The 15,905-nt window shown below is 56.7% G+C and carries 17 protein-coding genes; 10 read left to right on the top strand and 7 right to left on the bottom strand.

Annotated features, from left to right (window positions below; genetic code table 11):
* Positions 1-148: 148 nt before the first annotated feature.
* From CTATCC11996_RS06770 to CTATCC11996_RS06760, 3 genes are all read right to left on the bottom strand, one after another.
* Positions 149-328 (bottom strand): hypothetical protein, encoded by a 180-nt coding sequence (locus CTATCC11996_RS06770; protein ID WP_003074401.1) that lies wholly within the window; start codon positions 326-328, stop codon positions 149-151.
* A gap of 473 nt (positions 329-801) precedes the next feature.
* Positions 802-1,110, bottom strand: coding sequence for a hypothetical protein (locus CTATCC11996_RS25685; RefSeq protein WP_155278090.1), 309 nt, complete (start codon positions 1,108-1,110; stop codon positions 802-804).
* Positions 1,111-1,338: 228 nt separating this feature from the next.
* A complete protein-coding gene (locus tag CTATCC11996_RS06760) occupies positions 1,339-2,202 on the bottom strand; it encodes a DMT family transporter (RefSeq protein ID WP_003074397.1) in 864 nt (287 codons plus the stop codon).
* A 396-nt stretch (positions 2,203-2,598) separates the two neighbouring features.
* Here CTATCC11996_RS06760 and CTATCC11996_RS06750 point away from each other — a divergent pair, with 396 nt between their 5' ends.
* From CTATCC11996_RS06750 to CTATCC11996_RS06730, 4 genes are all read left to right on the top strand, one after another.
* Entirely contained in the window at positions 2,599-2,850 is a 252-nt protein-coding gene (locus tag CTATCC11996_RS06750; protein ID WP_034348338.1) for a hypothetical protein, read from the top strand.
* 339 nt (positions 2,851-3,189) lie between these two features.
* Positions 3,190-4,392 (top strand): GGDEF domain-containing protein, encoded by a 1,203-nt coding sequence (locus CTATCC11996_RS06745; RefSeq protein ID WP_003074388.1) that lies wholly within the window; start codon positions 3,190-3,192, stop codon positions 4,390-4,392.
* Between the two features lie 218 nt (positions 4,393-4,610).
* The gene (locus tag CTATCC11996_RS24815) at positions 4,611-5,141 is read left to right on the top strand and encodes an NUDIX hydrolase (RefSeq protein ID WP_080569834.1); all 531 of its coding nucleotides are present in this window, start codon (positions 4,611-4,613) and stop codon (positions 5,139-5,141) included.
* A gap of 60 nt (positions 5,142-5,201) precedes the next feature.
* The gene (locus CTATCC11996_RS06730; RefSeq protein ID WP_003074381.1) at positions 5,202-5,615 is read left to right on the top strand and encodes a GNAT family N-acetyltransferase; all 414 of its coding nucleotides are present in this window, start codon (positions 5,202-5,204) and stop codon (positions 5,613-5,615) included.
* A gap of 163 nt (positions 5,616-5,778) precedes the next feature.
* Here the strand turns inward: CTATCC11996_RS06730 and CTATCC11996_RS06725 are convergent, their stop codons facing one another.
* The gene (locus CTATCC11996_RS06725) at positions 5,779-6,516 is read right to left on the bottom strand and encodes a siderophore-interacting protein (protein ID WP_003074378.1); all 738 of its coding nucleotides are present in this window, start codon (positions 6,514-6,516) and stop codon (positions 5,779-5,781) included.
* 387 nt (positions 6,517-6,903) lie between these two features.
* Between CTATCC11996_RS06725 and CTATCC11996_RS06720 the strand changes: the two genes are divergently transcribed.
* Both CTATCC11996_RS06720 and CTATCC11996_RS06715 read left to right on the top strand, forming a co-directional pair.
* Positions 6,904-7,464: a TetR/AcrR family transcriptional regulator gene (locus tag CTATCC11996_RS06720; protein WP_003074371.1), complete on the top strand. Its 561-nt coding sequence runs from the start codon at positions 6,904-6,906 to the stop codon at positions 7,462-7,464.
* The gene (locus CTATCC11996_RS06715; protein WP_003074368.1) at positions 7,464-7,889 is read left to right on the top strand and encodes an NUDIX hydrolase; all 426 of its coding nucleotides are present in this window, start codon (positions 7,464-7,466) and stop codon (positions 7,887-7,889) included. Before CTATCC11996_RS06720 ends, CTATCC11996_RS06715 begins: the two co-directional genes overlap by 1 nt.
* Before the next feature lie 190 nt (positions 7,890-8,079).
* On the opposite strand, the gene CTATCC11996_RS06710 is transcribed toward CTATCC11996_RS06715, so the two are convergent.
* The 3 genes from CTATCC11996_RS06710 to CTATCC11996_RS24810 all read right to left on the bottom strand — a co-directional run bounded on the left by CTATCC11996_RS06710 (position 8,080) and on the right by CTATCC11996_RS24810 (position 12,245).
* Positions 8,080-9,597: a PepSY domain-containing protein gene (locus CTATCC11996_RS06710; protein WP_003074365.1), complete on the bottom strand. Its 1,518-nt coding sequence runs from the start codon at positions 9,595-9,597 to the stop codon at positions 8,080-8,082.
* A gap of 11 nt (positions 9,598-9,608) precedes the next feature.
* Positions 9,609-11,795 carry a TonB-dependent receptor gene (locus CTATCC11996_RS06705; RefSeq protein ID WP_236597830.1) on the bottom strand — a complete coding sequence of 729 codons (2,187 nt, stop codon included), beginning with the start codon at positions 11,793-11,795 and terminating at the stop codon, positions 9,609-9,611.
* Between the two features lie 90 nt (positions 11,796-11,885).
* The gene (locus CTATCC11996_RS24810; RefSeq protein ID WP_080569833.1) at positions 11,886-12,245 is read right to left on the bottom strand and encodes a DUF2946 family protein; all 360 of its coding nucleotides are present in this window, start codon (positions 12,243-12,245) and stop codon (positions 11,886-11,888) included.
* A gap of 954 nt (positions 12,246-13,199) precedes the next feature.
* On the opposite strand from CTATCC11996_RS24810, the gene CTATCC11996_RS06700 reads away from it, so the two are divergent.
* The 4 genes from CTATCC11996_RS06700 to CTATCC11996_RS06695 all read left to right on the top strand — a co-directional run bounded on the left by CTATCC11996_RS06700 (position 13,200) and on the right by CTATCC11996_RS06695 (position 15,852).
* The gene (locus CTATCC11996_RS06700; RefSeq protein WP_034348347.1) at positions 13,200-13,646 is read left to right on the top strand and encodes a type II toxin-antitoxin system RatA family toxin; all 447 of its coding nucleotides are present in this window, start codon (positions 13,200-13,202) and stop codon (positions 13,644-13,646) included.
* Between the two features lie 236 nt (positions 13,647-13,882).
* Positions 13,883-14,269 carry a VOC family protein gene (locus CTATCC11996_RS24805; RefSeq protein WP_003074348.1) on the top strand — a complete coding sequence of 129 codons (387 nt, stop codon included), beginning with the start codon at positions 13,883-13,885 and terminating at the stop codon, positions 14,267-14,269.
* 162 nt (positions 14,270-14,431) lie between these two features.
* Positions 14,432-14,848: a GNAT family N-acetyltransferase gene (locus CTATCC11996_RS24800; protein ID WP_080569832.1), complete on the top strand. Its 417-nt coding sequence runs from the start codon at positions 14,432-14,434 to the stop codon at positions 14,846-14,848.
* Positions 14,849-14,940: 92 nt separating this feature from the next.
* Entirely contained in the window at positions 14,941-15,852 is a 912-nt protein-coding gene (locus CTATCC11996_RS06695; RefSeq protein ID WP_034348332.1) for a polysaccharide deacetylase family protein, read from the top strand.
* The last annotated feature ends 53 nt before the right edge of the window (positions 15,853-15,905 follow it).

Below are 15,905 nucleotides of genomic sequence, written 5' to 3'. Positions count from 1 at the left end.
GGAGTTCGTGTCGTGGGCGCATGCAGTCGCACCAGGTGGCGCGGCATTTTGCGTCAGCCCGGACGTGCCGGCTCGCTGCCCCCTGATCTGGCAAACCGCGGCGTTATCTGGTTCTCAGCCTTCGCTCTAGCGCGCCAGTCGAGGCCTGTCATTCAGCGATGGCCGTGCCCATGACCGCCACCCGGGCGATGGCCTCCATGCGGTGGACGGTGATTTCCATGCCCTCCGTGGCCTGGATGCGGCCTGTAATGCGGTGGACGGTGCGCGTGATGATGGTGGTAGTACCCAGGCCTATATGCAGGACGCCCGTAGTAATAGGAGCCGCCATAAGGCTGATAAATGTAGGTATCGCTATACCCGTAGCTGTATCCAGGGCCTGCCGCGTAGCAGCCCGACAAAAGCAAGACGAGCGCAGAGACTCCAAACAGTTTCTTCATGTGCGAAGTCTAGACGTACCAACGTCGTTCGGGTTTTCAATGTGTAAGCACGGTTTTTTGCAGACAACTGCCAGCATCTCGAGGAGTTTTCCTTTGACCTGCTCCACAACGTCCGCCACCTGGCGAAGGTGCGCCGGCTGCATCCGAGGAATGCAAGCAGATGGTCAAATGGCCGCTTGACGGCAAGCTGGCCTGCTTTTGCAGCTTCTGCCTGGTCTGCACCGCTATGGAGGATGGCAGCTGTGCCCCGCCCCAGCAAAGGCACTGCGCAATGGGTTCACCCGCCCAGGCATGCGTGCCCGGTTGCCGAATTACCGCACGGCCGCACTGCAGCACGGCGTAATGTTTGACGCGTGACGCTGCGCTAATAGCCCCAGCTTTGGCCTCCCGGATAGGTGCGCCCGCCGCTCAATCCGGAGCCCGGCCATGGCCACAGGCTGCCTTGATTTTCATGACCCTCGTTTCCGCGATCACGAAAGTGTTCCCGGTCCCAGTCGTTGTCAAAATCGATCGAGCGATCTCGCTGTTGAATATCGTTGTTTCGAAGATCCTGATCCGCATTCTTCTCGACCGGGCGGGAACCTGGATCCACTCCTTGCTCATTGACCGGCCTCTGCATCACGCATCCGGTCAACATCAAGGCAAACGCAGTCAGTGCAACTAGCTCTTTCATGGCAGCCCTTTCTACAAGTGGCTCTGACAGCCTATTCCTGCCGACGGATACCCGTGTAAAGCGATGTTCTTCGGCACAGCTGCAGGCTCGCGCATAGGTGCCTGTGCATTGAGCAACTCCTGCATCGACCAGCTCCTGCATTCAAACTCGTAACATTCTCAGCAGTGCAAAGATGCTGAAAGCTCTTTTCCCCCGCCCCTGAAACGCGCTCGGAAAAAGACTGCGCAACTACTCTTTTGCCACAGCAGGCCTGCCGCCAGACCAGGTCAGCACAACCAATGAAATACCGCCCAGTATGGCGGCACCAGCCAGAGTCAGCCGCATGGTCCAGGGCTCTCCCAACAGGGAAACGGCACCGATGGCGGCCAGCAAGGGAACGCTCAGCTGTATGGATGCAGCAGCACCCGCCTTCAGCTGAGGTAGCGCCGCATACCATGCGACGTAGCCCAATCCGGAAGTCAGCATCCCGGAGCACAGCGCATACATCAATCCTGCCGTGCTCAATGAGGCTTGCCCCTGCACCATCACGAGCATCAGCAGCGAAAGCGGTACCGTCCGTAAAAAATTGCCTGCCGTCACGCCAACGGGATCGGTTGCGCCCTTGCCGAGCAAGGAATACAGCCCCCACGCAACCCCTGCCAGGAGCATGAGTAAAGCTGCCCCCAGGGGCGGTGCCGAGAGTCCAGGTCGCAGCAACACCACCAGGCCGCCGAAAGCCAGTGCCAATCCGCCCCATTGCCGGGGTGCAAGTATCTCGCCGCGACAAAGGCCCACTCCCACCATCGTTGCCTGCACCGCGCCGAAAAGCAGCAAGGCACCGACACCGGCCGACAAACTCCCATAGGCGAAGGAAAACAACGCCGCATAAGCGAACAGCAAGCCCGCCGACGTCCAGTTGCCAACGCCAGTAGAGGGTGCGCGTTTCAGGCTCACAACCAGCGCCAGCATTGCCGCGCCCGAAGCCAGGCGCACTGCCGTAAAGCTCGCAGCATCAATCGAGTGGGATTGGAGCGCAAGGCGGCACAGCAGCGAGTTGCCGGCAAAGGCCAGCATCGCCAGACCAGTCAACACAGTGGTGTGAAACAAGGGCATCACAACCTCGTAGATAGACCAACCCGGTATTTTTCCATGTCATCCGCCCGTGACCAAGCAACTGCTGTCTTGATGGAGATAGCCCCCGCCTTGCTGTCGGCGCCAGCCCTGTGCCAGCGGATCGGAGATTCAGCCCGGCAGACTGGAAGAGCGCAGCTGGCCGCAGCAGGCGCCATCAGCTTCACGAGGTGTCTTGAAGAGCAAAGCCCCGATCTCCAAAGCAACCTGCCTGACGTTCGGATTCAGGAATCAAGCCACACCATGACTCTGTGCATCAATTGCACACTTAAGGGCACTTTCTGTGGCTCTGAGAACGAGGGAGGTGAAATTTCCGCGACAGCTAGAGTCACCATAATTCCTCAAACTTGACATGCATCATGCAAGAGGAAGGATTGGATGGAGTTCCTAGGTAATCAAAGCGCTCAGCTGAGGATGATGAAATGCCAGATCATGGCGCAAGAGGCACTTCTCATTGCCATGATCGATACGCTGGATGACAACAAAAAAAGCAATCTGCAGCACAACTTCAGCCAACGCGCCGAAGAAATCAAGGCGGAGGTCTTGAACTCGATGGCGACAGATGAGCTCTACGAGCGTCTGCTGGAGCACCTGGACAGATATTCAAAGACCGTCAACTTGCGCCCTTGACTTGCTGCACAACAGAGACCTGCCCGCCATGACGCGGGCTTTTTCTTTGGCGGCTTGCAAGATGCCGGCTTGGTGGATCACCGGGCCAAGCCATCTTCCCAAGCCCGATGGCAGCCGACGATTCCAAGGACAGGTGCTCGAACACTGGCATCGCCTGAGCGAACTTGCCGGTTTGCTCACATGCGAAGCTGGGTGACGTAGATCAGACACAAGGCATGGCAAGGACTTGTGAGATCACACGCCAGGATGTATGAATGCTGACTGCTGGTTGTCGCTTTGCAATCCAGGAACAGGCAATGCTGCTCCGTTTCGATCTTTGATCGAGGAGGCTCTGGTCAGATGTTCTCGAACAATGACTTCATCTTGGTTCTGACGCCGTCGATGGCGATACTGGTTCTGGCTGCCATATTGATCGTTGCCTGGCTTGTCCAACGATCACAGCGCTTTCTGCTTTGGCAAGCTTGCGCCTATTCACTCACAGCACTGCCTCTCGGAGCGCAAAGCCTGCTCCCTCTCGAAGAACTCAACCGCTACGCCCTGCTCATCGGCTGCTTCTACCTGCTGAGTGCCTGGTGTCTTGCCAGAAGCTGGGCAGAGCGCTGGCGTGTATCCACCCAACCGCATGCAGCATTGATTATCGCCATAGTCACCCTGACCGCTCTCTACCAATTCAGCCGGGTCGAGCCGAATGTCTGGGCGCGGGTAAGTTCTTTCAGTGTTGGTTCCGGCCTAGTTTTACTGCTCCCCATCTTGCAGATCCGCTCGAAGAAATACTCATTTGACTGGCTCGATCAATCGCTGCTCTGGCTGAGCATCCTCTTCACCGCCTACACCTTCACTCGACCCGCCCTGATCTGGTTGCTGGGATATTCAGATCTCCGTTCCCTGCCAAGCTCACCCTATTGGATCCTGACGCTGCTGAGCATTCTGAACTTCTCGCTGCTCTTCACCGTGGTGATGACCGCGATTGCCGTGAAGGAAACGGTTGTCAAGCTGCACATGGAACGTGACTTTGATGCTTTGACGCAGATACTGAATCGCCGCTCCTTTCAGGAATATGCTCAGAAGCGTCTTGACGAGCTGAGGCTCTATCCCATGGCTGTGCTGGCCTGCGACATAGATCACTTCAAACGTATCAACGACACCTGGGGCCACGAGCGTGGCGACAAGGTCCTGCAGCTTGTCTCGGCGATTTTGCAAAGCAATATGCGAGAAAACGACCTTGTCGCCCGATTTGGCGGTGAAGAGTTTGTGATTTTGCTGACGAACATTGCCCTGAAGGATGCCGAAGCCATTGCCCGGCAAATCCAGCTTGACATCGGCTCAAGCAATGACATTCTTCCGTCCGGCTCCAGAATGACCATGAGCTTTGGGCTTTCATCGATCACCCAGGCTTTTCAATTTGAGCGGGCCCTGAAGGAAGCGGATCAGCTCCTCTACCAGGCAAAGAATGCCGGGCGCGATCGGGTATATGTGTCTGGAGTGGACTATCCGGATATACCGATCGAAAGCCCCCGGCAGTCGGACAAAATTGCGGCTTGATCCGCTGCGGCGATTCCTGATCTCCCTAAAAAGGGGTTCTCACTGGGCCCTCGGCAATCGCCTTATGCCGCGGCCCGCATCGCTCTCCAACCCTTTGCAGGCAGCCGCGTATTCCATTTGAATCGACCACCGGTGCCGGTAGCTGCCGGCCAGAAGCATTACTTCGTTCAGGCATGCACAATGCACGCAATCAGATTCGGCCTATTCAGAGACAAAGCATGTACACAACCAGGTGGCGGCCTGCCGCTTCCATAAAAGTCAAGGCTCTTGGACTTCACTGGCGAGAAGGCAAGTTGTTGGCTGTCGAGGTATTGGATGACCAGGGCCATCTGAAAGGTGTCCGCCCCCTGGGAGGCAGTATCGAATTCGGCGAGCACTGGCAATCAGCGCTGATACGTGAGTTCAATGAGGAGCTGGGCGTTGACGTTGAAATAATAGGTGCTCCGCTCGTCATGGAGAACATCTATACCCATGAAGGGGAACCCGGCCACGAAGTGCTGTTCATTTGCGAGGTGCTGTTCAGCCTCGCGAATTTTGAAAACCAAAGCAGTATTGAGTTTCATGAAGACAGTGGAACGCAATGCACCGCCAGATGGTTTGACCTGGCCGAACTCGACCTGCCTGAGGGACCAGCGCTGTTCCCTGTGGGACTGAAGAAAGCGCTTCAAGGCAAGCATCATTGCCAGGCAGATACTGCCGCTCGCAGTCCTGTTTGCGCTGAAGGTCTTGCACTGTCGCTGAATGTCTGAAATAGACCATGCTCCGGCTCTGCTGCGCTCCAGAATTCTCCCTTGAAGGAATGCTCCAGCATGGAAGTCAACACATCACATATTCGCAGCTATTCAACTGCCGATCTGGGCAGCGCATTTCAGCTTCTGACAACCAATGGATGGTCTCACCGCATCCCGGACCGCCAATTTCTTGAGCGCCTTGTCTCAGCATCTCAACGAGTGGTCGTGGCCGTCTCCCAGGACCAGGTGGTCGGGTTTGCGCGTGCAATCACTGACGGACTGTCCAATGGCTATCTATCGATGGTTGTGGTGGCTGCGGAATGGAGAGGCAAGGGAATTGGCACAAGCCTGGTCGAAGAGATGGTGAGCGACGACGAAGGCATCACCTCGATGCTGCGAGCCTCTCGCTCGCAAGCGCCAGCGTTTTTCTCGAAACTTGGATTTACGCCATCTGGCGATGCGATGGAGCGGGCCCGGAAACGCATAGGCTAGCAATACCGCCAATGGCCTGTGTGGGTCGCCTGCAAGCGACAGCCTTCGGCGCCAGCAGCAGACAACCGACAGACAGTATTCGCAGGCCCTCGGATACGCATCTAGGATGCGCGCGCGGCCACCTTTCATCAGCCCAGCTGACAGCAGGTACTCGAGAAACGCATCATGCTTCCCGGTGATCGGCCGCCCCAAACTTCCAGTATCCCTTCGCGCTCACGACGTGCCTGGGCAGTTCTCGCTCTTGAAAGTAATGATGCTTCAGGCTACGGATGGCCGCAGACTCTCCCGCAATCCAGATGTAGCCAGGCCCTGTCGGCAAGGGACGGTGCAGCAGTGCCTGGCACAGGCTCAGGCCTGGCTCCGGCTGGGCATTGATCCATTGGACGCGCAGCTTGGCCAGGCTGTCGATAGGCTGATGCTCACTTGGCGAAAGCACTTCCGCATAGACCTTGGCATTGATGTCGGCGGGCAAACGGCTGGCAATGCTCTGGATGCCGGGTAAAGCGGTTGCATCGCCTGCCAGCAGGACCCATTGTGTATTGCCGGGGAGCAGGAAACCGCCGCTGCGAGGCCCTGCGATTCCGATGTGTTCGCCAATCAAAGCCCGAGATGCCCACTCAGAGGCCGGACCGGAGCCGGATCCTGCTCCATGCAGAACAAAGTCCAGATCCAGCGTTCCGGCCTTGAAGTCGACACTTCTTATTGTGTAGGCACGCCCTTGCCCGGAGGGAAGAAAGACTTTGACCCAGGCGGCAGGTTCATCGACTCCTTGCACTTGAAGAAATTCTGCGATCTCGTCACCGCCCACAGTGATTCGTCGCATATGCGGTGTGATGGAATGAACTGCCTGCACGACTCCCAGGGCTTTTGCCGTGCGAGGCTTGTGGTCGATTTCATGCATGGCGCACTCCTTGGGGGAGGAAGACCTGCGGGGATGAGGCAACAAAGATGCCGGGCCATTCAGAAGACCGCAAGGCCGCCGCTGACTGCGCCCCGATGATCGGCAATCCGGTGAACACTGCCTGTGTGACTGGCAGCAGCTTGATTGATGCATTGACGGCGGGCGGCTGACAGGCCGCCGCAGCCACCGCCCCATGAGAACGAATGGACATCTATCACTCCAAATATGAGCATTTGCTCGATATGTGAAAGAATATGAGCCATTGCTCACATTGAAAACTCGCGTTCGGACAGACCTATGCCGACCCTGCCTCAGCCACGACGAATCCCTCGCCAGAACCGCTCACGGGCCTTGGTCGATGCAATTCTTGAAGCTACGGCTCGCGTTTTGAGCGAGCGCGGCTATGCAGGAACCAATACCAATCTGGTTGCCGAGCGCGCCGGGGTCAGCGTCGGCTCCGTCTACCAGTACTTTCCCAACAAGGATTCCCTGATCACGGCCCTGCATGAACGGCACGCGGTAGAAATGCACGCAGCCATGGAAACCGTCCTGGCGGGCACCACGTCGCCAGGATTGCTGCAGCGGCTGGCAGCCATCGTGCATGCATGGCTGGCGGCGCATCAGGTTGCTCCCGAGTTGCACCAGGTGCTGGAGAAAGAGTTTCCGTTCTTTGATGCACCATCGGATCAGAGCGCGGCCGATCAAAGCATTCATTGCCGCATTCGTCAGCTGCTGGAGGAACACCGGGATGAGGTCGTCCAGGAAGACCTGAATCTCGCCACCTGGATGGTGTTACGGACCATGGAGTCATTGATTCATGCCGCGGTCATTCCCCCCGGAACGCCACACTCGATCCAGAAGACCGAGCAGGCCATCGTGGAGATGCTGATGGGCTATCTCTGTGGCGGCTCGCGGAGCAGCCAAGGCCTTGGCATGAAAATAGTTTGATGAAATCGGAAACTCCATTGCGCCCAAGCAAGGCCTGTCCAGTGGTCATTCGGAACCGAGGCGCCATCGAAATATTGGCATTTGAGCACCCGCTGGCAGGTCTGCAACTTGTCAAAGGCACGATTGAACCGGGCGAAAGCTCCAGAGAAGCGGCATTGCGCGAATTGCGCGAAGAAAGTGGACTTGAAGCATCTGAAGTCTTGCTGGATCTGGGAGTATGGGCATCTGGCTACGAGGACCAAATCTGGGCATTCCATCTGTGTGCCGTGGGAAGTTCACCCGAATCCTGGACATATCGGACCGGCGATGATGGCGGTCATGACTTCAAGCTCTTCTGGCATCCGCTTGCACAGCCGCCAGATGAGCGATGGCACCAGGTGTTTCAAGGTGCGCTGAAATACATCGCAAGCAAGTTATCCGCGTGACGTAGTTGGCTGCTCCGAGCTGGACTTTTCCCGCCGTCGGCCTCATTGCAGACTGCGAGACAAGGCATCGGATGAAAGCCGGATGAGGCAAATTCCTGCCTGGCTTGCGTCCGAAGCTCCATGAGGCAAGCACGCTCGGGTCTTGCCGCAGGCCGTAAAGCGACGCTCTTCGACCGCACCGTCCCCAAGATCAAGATCGGCGCCTGGGCCCGATGAACAGCTTCAGTCTCCTGTAGCCCAGCACGATGCCGGTCAGTGCCAGAGCCAAGGTACCGATGCTCAGCATAACGAGGATGGCATCACGCGGCCAAGCGTGGCGCAGCATCCACGGCAGGTCCCAACTGTGCAGGAAATTGAACAGCCACCGCCCTGTACGCTGCCTTTGGTCCAGGCTCAGCACAACATCACCGGAGTCCGGGCTGATGTAAACGATAGTGTTTCCCGGATCTCCAAACTGCATCCGAAGCACAGGCAGACCACGCGCCGCTGCTGAATACATCGAGGCTTCACCCCGGCGGTAATAGTAGGCGTCGTACTCGTTCAGCAACGTGGTCGAGCGAATGGCAAAAGGAAACAGCTTCTTCGCCGCCTGCTCTAGTCTCGAGCGGTCAAGTGCCCTCTCTACCTGCGGTGCAGCAAGATTCTCGGAAAGGACGCGGGTCTGCCCCACTCCATTGAAGGCCAGCAGGTAGGGCTTCCCATCCAGTACTTTCCATTCGACCTCGCGCGTATCAAACCCCTCGGCACCGAGCAGTGTCAGCGCTTGGTGCGTGGTGAGCCTGAAGGGATTGCTTCCTGGACTTGCATGCTGGTAGGCATGCAGATCGGGACGAGGTCCCTGCGGGCTGAAGATCCCCAGCGGATTCATGGACATCAGGCCGCTGAAGATCCAGCAGATCATCATCACTCCAAATACGAGGCCGGTGATGTGATGCCAGCGCATCTGGAACTCACGGTATGGCGTCTTGGCTCCAGATTTGTAGCGACCGTTGAAGCGCCATCGCCAGATGCCCACCAAGGCACCGGCAATGGCAGAGACGGTTCCCAATGCCGAGAGTCCGATGACCAGCCAGCTCCACACAGCGTCCTTGGAACCTTCACGCAACATATACACCCAGTGAAGCCAGGCTCCCACGTAGTTCCAGTAGCGTTGATGACGCGGTACATCCATGACCACCTCGGCGGTAGTCGACGAGATGTACAGCAGGCTTGATGCGGAATCGTCCATCAGGACCTTGATGAGAGGCCGATGGGGATCGAGCGAGGCGGAATGCGTCCAGCGGTCGTCTTGCGTGTGACCTTGCAGCACTCCATTTGCTCCGGGCAGGAACACCTGGGCACTGCGCAAGGCTGTTGCGTCGTCGGGCAGCGGCACAACAACGCCCGTGCCGGCATCAACCACACGCAGCGTGCCGTCCGCCTCCTTGAGCCGGTAGCTGGGGCGGCCCGCAATAGTGGTGAGTATGATCTGCTGCACCTTGTCAGCAGACTGGCTTTGCTTCAGAGCTGCCTCAACAGGCAGGTAGCTCTGGCCAGAGCTCAGGGAAGGCAATGCCTGCAGGCGCTCGGTCGGCAGCAGTTTGGGGTAGCCGACAAAGAGCATCACCACCCCGCTGAAGAGCCAGAGCGCCATCAGCACACATGCAGCCACCCCGGTCCATCGATGCACCAGAAACACAAGCCGTTTGGCATGGGCGGAAGTCCACATCGGCGGCCCGCTCAGAAACGATGGTTCAGTGTCAGCTCAACACGCCGCCCTTCCCCGACGAGCCACTGTGTGTTGGTGTAGTAGGAGGTCGTGAAGTAGTGCTTGTCGAAGATGTTGAAGCCGCGCAGCGTGAACGTGGTGGCCTTGGTAGCCTTCCATTGCAGCGCCAGGTCTGCCGTGGTGTAGGCAGGCAGCTTCAAAGTGTTCGCATTGTCTGAATAGCGCTTTCCCACATGGCGAAGGCCGCCGGACAGCGTCCAGTCTGGCACGACGTTCCAGCTCACCCAGACATTGGCAACACGCTCGGGCACGTCGGTTGGAATATTGCCATTGCGTGAAAAAGCGATGCCGCCCACGGACTCGCTGAAATCGTCATAGCGAGCCTTGAGCAGTGCAAAGTTGGCATCAATCTGCACGGCCTTGCTCACTTGCATCGATAGGGTGCCCTCGATGCCCTTGGAGGAGCGTTGGCCAACCTGTATGCGCAGAGCGGGGTTTGCAGGGTCTCGCGTCAATAAGTTGTTTTTGGTGATGGAGTACGCTGCAAGCGTCCAGTCACCCTTGCCTTCCCAGAAGGATTGCTTGATACCGACCTCAAACTGTTTGCCGCTCGATACGTCGAAGACGGCATTAGCGGCCGACAACATCAGCAGGCCACTCACTGGATCGGCGGCCTTGGATGCCTGCGCATACAGGGACAGTTGAGGACTTAGCTTGTAGACAGAACCAAGTCGCCAACCGGTGTTGGAGTAGCTGCGTTTGAAAGCCTGAGTGCCAGCCACCAGGTCCTGGCGCGATAGATCCGCGTGGTCGAAGCGCGTGCCTGCCACGATAGACCAGCGATCCGTCAGTTCAAACCGGTCCTCAGCAAACAGCGCATATTGCTCGGCCTTGTTTTGATAGCGGGGAATGAAGGGTACGGAGCTGCTGTAGTAACCCGGGACGGGGTTAAAGGGGTCTACCGGACCGGAGCTGCCGGTGTAGGTGTTATTGGTGTGCTGAAACGATGCTCGGTTAACGTCGAAGCCCACGGAGAGCTGGTTTGGACGTCCGAGCAAGCTGCCGTTGAAGGTCACATCCGTGGTGTTGCCTGTCTGCGTCTGGTCGTGACCGATCTCGGTGTTGTCCGAGCGGTCGATCAATCCTGTAGCAGCGTTGTACCGGTACGCTTCAGCATTGCGCCAATAGCGGTCGCTGCCAATGTGGTAGAGCTTGCTTCGTACGACGATATTGCTGCCGGGTGCCCACTGAGCAGACAGTTCGGTCCAGCGATCCCTGAACTGGATGCGGCTGTCGGCAACGTTGTAGTTGCGCTCTCGGATCGCCGGGTCTTGTACTCCGTTGATCAGCGGTGTACCGAAGTAGCGCATCGGCTTTTGCCGGCCCTGCGCGTGCGAGAGTTGCAAATTGAGGTCAGGTGTCACATCCCAGCGCAGAGCGCCGGAGATCGTTCGATTGCTGAAATCGCCACGATCCACCCACCCATCCGACTGGTCGCCGCTGACATCCAGGCGATAGGACCATTGCTCATTGATCGCGCCTGCGCTGCCAAAGGCCAATGCACGTTTGCCTTTGGTTCCCACCGTGGCCTGGACTTCATTTTGAACAGGCCCGCGCGTGGGCTTTTTGGGGATCACGTTGACCACGCCACCAATAGCGCCGTCACCGTAGATCACGGATGCGGGTCCGCGCAGCACTTCGATGCGGTCGATCGACCAGGTGTCGAAGGGAAAACTCACACCGACGCCGCCGTATTGGCGCGTACCGTCGTATAGACGCATGACCGAGGTGGAGTCCGTGAAACCTCGTGCCGAGAGTGCGCTGCCACTGTTGCCCGGATGTCCCAGACTGGTGATGCCGGTAGATCGCGTGATTGCGTCAACCAGGGAAGCGTCGCCGCGAGCTTCCAGTTGCCCGCGCGTGGTCACCTCGACACTGGCTGGAGTGTCGCGTGCACTGAGGTCGAGTCGGCTGCCGGTGCCCACTGAACGCTCCAAAGGGGTGTCCCCCGATGAACGTACGGTAACCGTGTCCAGAGTGACGTCGGCTTGCGCCCAGCTGGCAGAGCTCGCTACTACAAGAGGAACAGCCAATGACAGATGGGCCACAGCCAGGGCCACGCTGTTGCGTTGAAATAAGGCGAGCGAAAGAAAACTCGCGTTGCCATTGGGCATCGCGCCATAAAAGGGATGGGTCATGAACTATCAGCGTGCAAGTGAAATCGGCCGGGCAGGACTGAGCCCGACGGCGATAGGCTGTGTCCGCCATCGAGTGGCGGCACAGTGGACTTACACGAGCGTTGGCGGCCCTCGCGGGGGCAAAGGTGCCCCCACCAGCGCGGCAATGCGCGCTGAAACTACTGGCTGTAGCGCCAAGCCGAGCGGCTGTGGCTGATCAAGATGCGGTGATGAATAGCTCGGTGGTGTCGTGATGGTCAGACACAAGGGGCAGTCCAACGAATGATGCAGCCCTGGCGCGGCCTGGCCGTCCTCATCAAGCATGATCACCTGCATGCTGCCACTTGAGGTACAGACCACCTCGATGGCTTTTGGATGCACTATGGGCGAAGCCATTGCAATACTCAACGTCAGCATGAACCACGCCAGAACCAGGCGGGTCAGTGACAGGGAGTTACGCAGCGCTTGCATGGTTGCGCATTATGAGGCCTCCGACGAAGGCCGAGAGTTGTCGATTTCTCGTTACTTCGCGCCATCGAGGAGATGCAGCCGTGTGCGGCCGCATCCCCGAAAGTCCTCGCAACAGAAAAAAAGCAGTCTTGAGCGATAGTGACTGTTGCAAAACCACTGTTCTTCCAGGCAGTCGACCGTGTCCGAATCCGGGAGCCAGATATTCACGGGCTGAGCTTTGCAGGGTGACCACGCAGGCGTGTCCGTGACATGCGAACGGGCGAGCCGCACTGCCTGAACAAATGTCGAACTCAGCGCAGCTTCTGGGTGCCGGTTACTTGACGGAATAAATCATCGTTTGCGTCGACCATTGGCGACAGCGCAACCTGCCAGTTGCGGACACTCGGACATAGCGCAGAATACAGCTACGACGGTCTTCTTCGGAACTCCATTTACCCAGCTGCACACTCTTCTCACGCAACTACCATTGTGTTTTGCCCAAACTGCTCCGCTGAACTCAGAGTTCAAGAACATTCTGAATGCTGGAATTGTCAGGCGAGCTTTGCGAACGGTAGTGTGTGGAAACCAGTAGCTGCACCTACTGTAGATTTCCGACCATTCCGAAAGCATCCTCCCAAAGAGGTTACCAAAGTGCCCCCCGTTGATTCCAAGGGAGAAAAAATCGCGAATGGAATCGGCCTGACCATATTTGGAATATTCTTAGGTGCTATAGGGCTTGTGGTTCTGGCGACTATTTTTCTCGTCAGCTTGAATCCGTGCCTTATATGCAGGTAGCAGCGTTCTCAAACATTGAGAATTCCCGAAAAGCCTGAGCCCCTGCCAATAGTCAAACAACGCCAGTGGCAGATCGGGCAGAAGCAGCCGTTAGGACCAAATTCCAAGATCAATGCCACTCAAATATTGGGAGGCATCGCTAGCGACAGCTGTCGCCTGAATCTAGTTGAGCCTCAAAATATGCGCGTCTCCGCTTCCTCCATCATTGCAAAGCCAGCTGATATGCTCTTCTGGCTTTCTCAGGACTACACACGCAGACTCGAATGGGATAAATATCTTTGCGAGGCATACCTCCTTGGGGGTCATGAAGCTGCGGCCGTTGGCATCGAGTCTCATTGCAAGAATCGACGTGGCTCAGTCCTTGTATCAAAGTACATATCGTTTTCTCCCCCTACGCACGCAGCAGTTCAAATGACCAAGGGGCCATGGATCCTTCGCAATTTCAGTGGAACGTGGCGCTTTAAACCGCTGCCGGACGGAAAGACAGAAGTTCTGTTTATCTACAACTTTAAGGCCCGTCCTGCTCTTCTAGGATGGCTCGTCGAACCATTGATCGCTGCGTTCTACCGAAGAGATATACGGCGTCGCTTGGATGCTCTCAGGGAGTGGACCCAAGCTATAAAATAGCCCTCATTTGACGTCATCCAGTACTTCACGTCACTTGTATTCGGAGCCCAACCTCAATGACTGCTCTGGGGCCTTCTGAGCTTCGGTGTAGTAAATCCGCGGTCTTTGCTTCTGCCAACACGCCATCCGCCAGAGGCAGTCATTGTGTTGCATTGACCAGTTGAATCCACAGCCAGAAGCGAACATAGCCTAGCTATAGAAAGCCAATAATTTTATAGCTTCATGAGGATGCTTAGATGCTCAATCACATAGGAATTAATGTTTCAGACCTGAGCCGGAGCCGCCACTTTTATGATGCAGTTCTTGCCGAACTAGGGTGTATCGGCAAGACGGCCTCCAGCACTTTCGCAAGCTATGGCGTACCGACGATTGACCAACACGATGACCCTTGTGGTGATTTCTGGATTTCAGAAGGCGAACCATCAGTTCCGAGAGTGCATATTGCATTCACTGCATTGAGCATTGAATCTGTGGAAAGGTTCTACCGCACCGCTATAACTTTAGGCGCGGCCTGCAATGGCGAGCCTGGATACCGGCCCAAGTATCACTCCAAGTATTACGCGGCTTTTGTTCTTGACCTTGATGGCTACAACATTGAAGCCGTATGCCATAGCGGTATGTAATTGAGGCATCCTACCGACTGCTCAGGGTCACGGCTCTCGACCATAAGCAGTCCACGTGTTTCAAGCGAGAATGTGCCCTCGCCTTTGGACTGCCAGAAATCGGAGACAGCAGTGAGAACACCCTACTGCCCTAGCACCGTGGATCAGATATCTATCCGACCAATGAGCATTGGGGACTACGACAGCGTCACCACAATGATGAAGAAAACAGATGGGGTTACTTTTCGGGATGCAGATTCACGGGAAGCTACCCAGCGCTACCTGTTGCGCAACCCAGGTTTGAGCTTCGTTGCGTTAGAAGGCGAGCATATCGTTGGATGCATCATGTCAGGCCACGATGGTCGTCGCGGCTACTTGCAGCACCTTGTAGTCCTGCCTACACACCGAAGACGCGGCATTGCTTCGCGCTTGGTCGAGGGCTGCTTGGATGGACTTGAAAGACTCGGCATTCATAAGAGTCACATTGATGTTCTCCACGAGAACCATTCTGCCCACACCTATTGGGAAGGCAGAGGATGGAAGTTGAGGACGGACATTCGCCGGTATTCTTTTGTGCGCTCTGACAGCAATAACGCCTAGGGGCAACCGGCAGACATCCTCGGACGTCTGCAATGGGTCGATTCACAGTCAACGACTTGCAGGTTCACTGCACGCGTGCTTCATACGCTCTCATGCCAACCATTCTTCGCGCTATTGCATCGCTGGCCGTTCTGCTTTTTTCATCCCTGGGCTTTGCCCAGACGTTGAGTTTGACCTTTGACGATGGTCTGAACCCCGGCAAGCAGGTCAAGGCGCCAGTTTGGAATCAGCAGATCATTAGCAGCCTCAAAGACTCTGGCATCACAGCGATGGTACTGCCCTCGCTCATTCGAATAGGCGGTGATCGAGGGATGGGGCTCATCATGGATTGGGCCAAGGCAGGTCATGCAGTAGGCAACCATACGGCGACACACCGCAGTCTTGCATCCACCGAGACGACATTGAACGAATTCATAGCGGACGTGAAAAAGGCCGATGCAACTCTGCGTCACATTCCGACTTGGGTGCCGATGCTTCGTTTTCCGTACCTGAAAGAAGGCGACACGGTGGAAAAGCGTGACGGTATCCGGTCCTGGATGACATCAAATGGATACAGACCGGCTCCAGTCTCCATTGATGCCAGCGATTGGTACTACAACCAGATCTATTCCTCGCTTCTACGAGCTGGTTCACACGACAAGGCTGTCCGGGTCAAGTTGGCCTACATTGAACACTTGCTTGACCGGGCTACTTACTATGAAGGCCTGGCCAGGCAGGTACTTGGCCGAAGCCCTGCGCATGTGATGCTGCTGCACACCAATGAGATCAATGCAGCAACCTTGCCTGATATCGTTTCGGCCTTTCGCAGGCAAGGCTGGACGTTCGTACCAGCAACGACCGCCTTCAAAGATCCTGTCTATTCTTCGCAACCTGACACATTGCCTGCTGGCGAAAGCGTCGTATGGGCAAGCGCAAAAGCGCGTGGCATTTCAGGCCTGCGCTATCCCGCCGAGGACTCGGTCTATGAAGAACCCAAGCTCCGCTTGGAGTCGCTAATACCTTAGCAGTCCTCCTAGGGTCGTTCCGAGTCCGGATTGTTTGCTGGTGAGGCCGCTCA

Origin of the sequence: Comamonas testosteroni ATCC 11996 (assembly GCF_000241525.1) — a bacterium.
GTDB classification, from domain to species: domain Bacteria; phylum Pseudomonadota; class Gammaproteobacteria; order Burkholderiales; family Burkholderiaceae_C; genus Comamonas; species Comamonas testosteroni.
The sequence above is the reverse complement of the archived record's forward strand: the minus strand, read 5'-3'. Positions and strand labels throughout refer to the sequence as shown.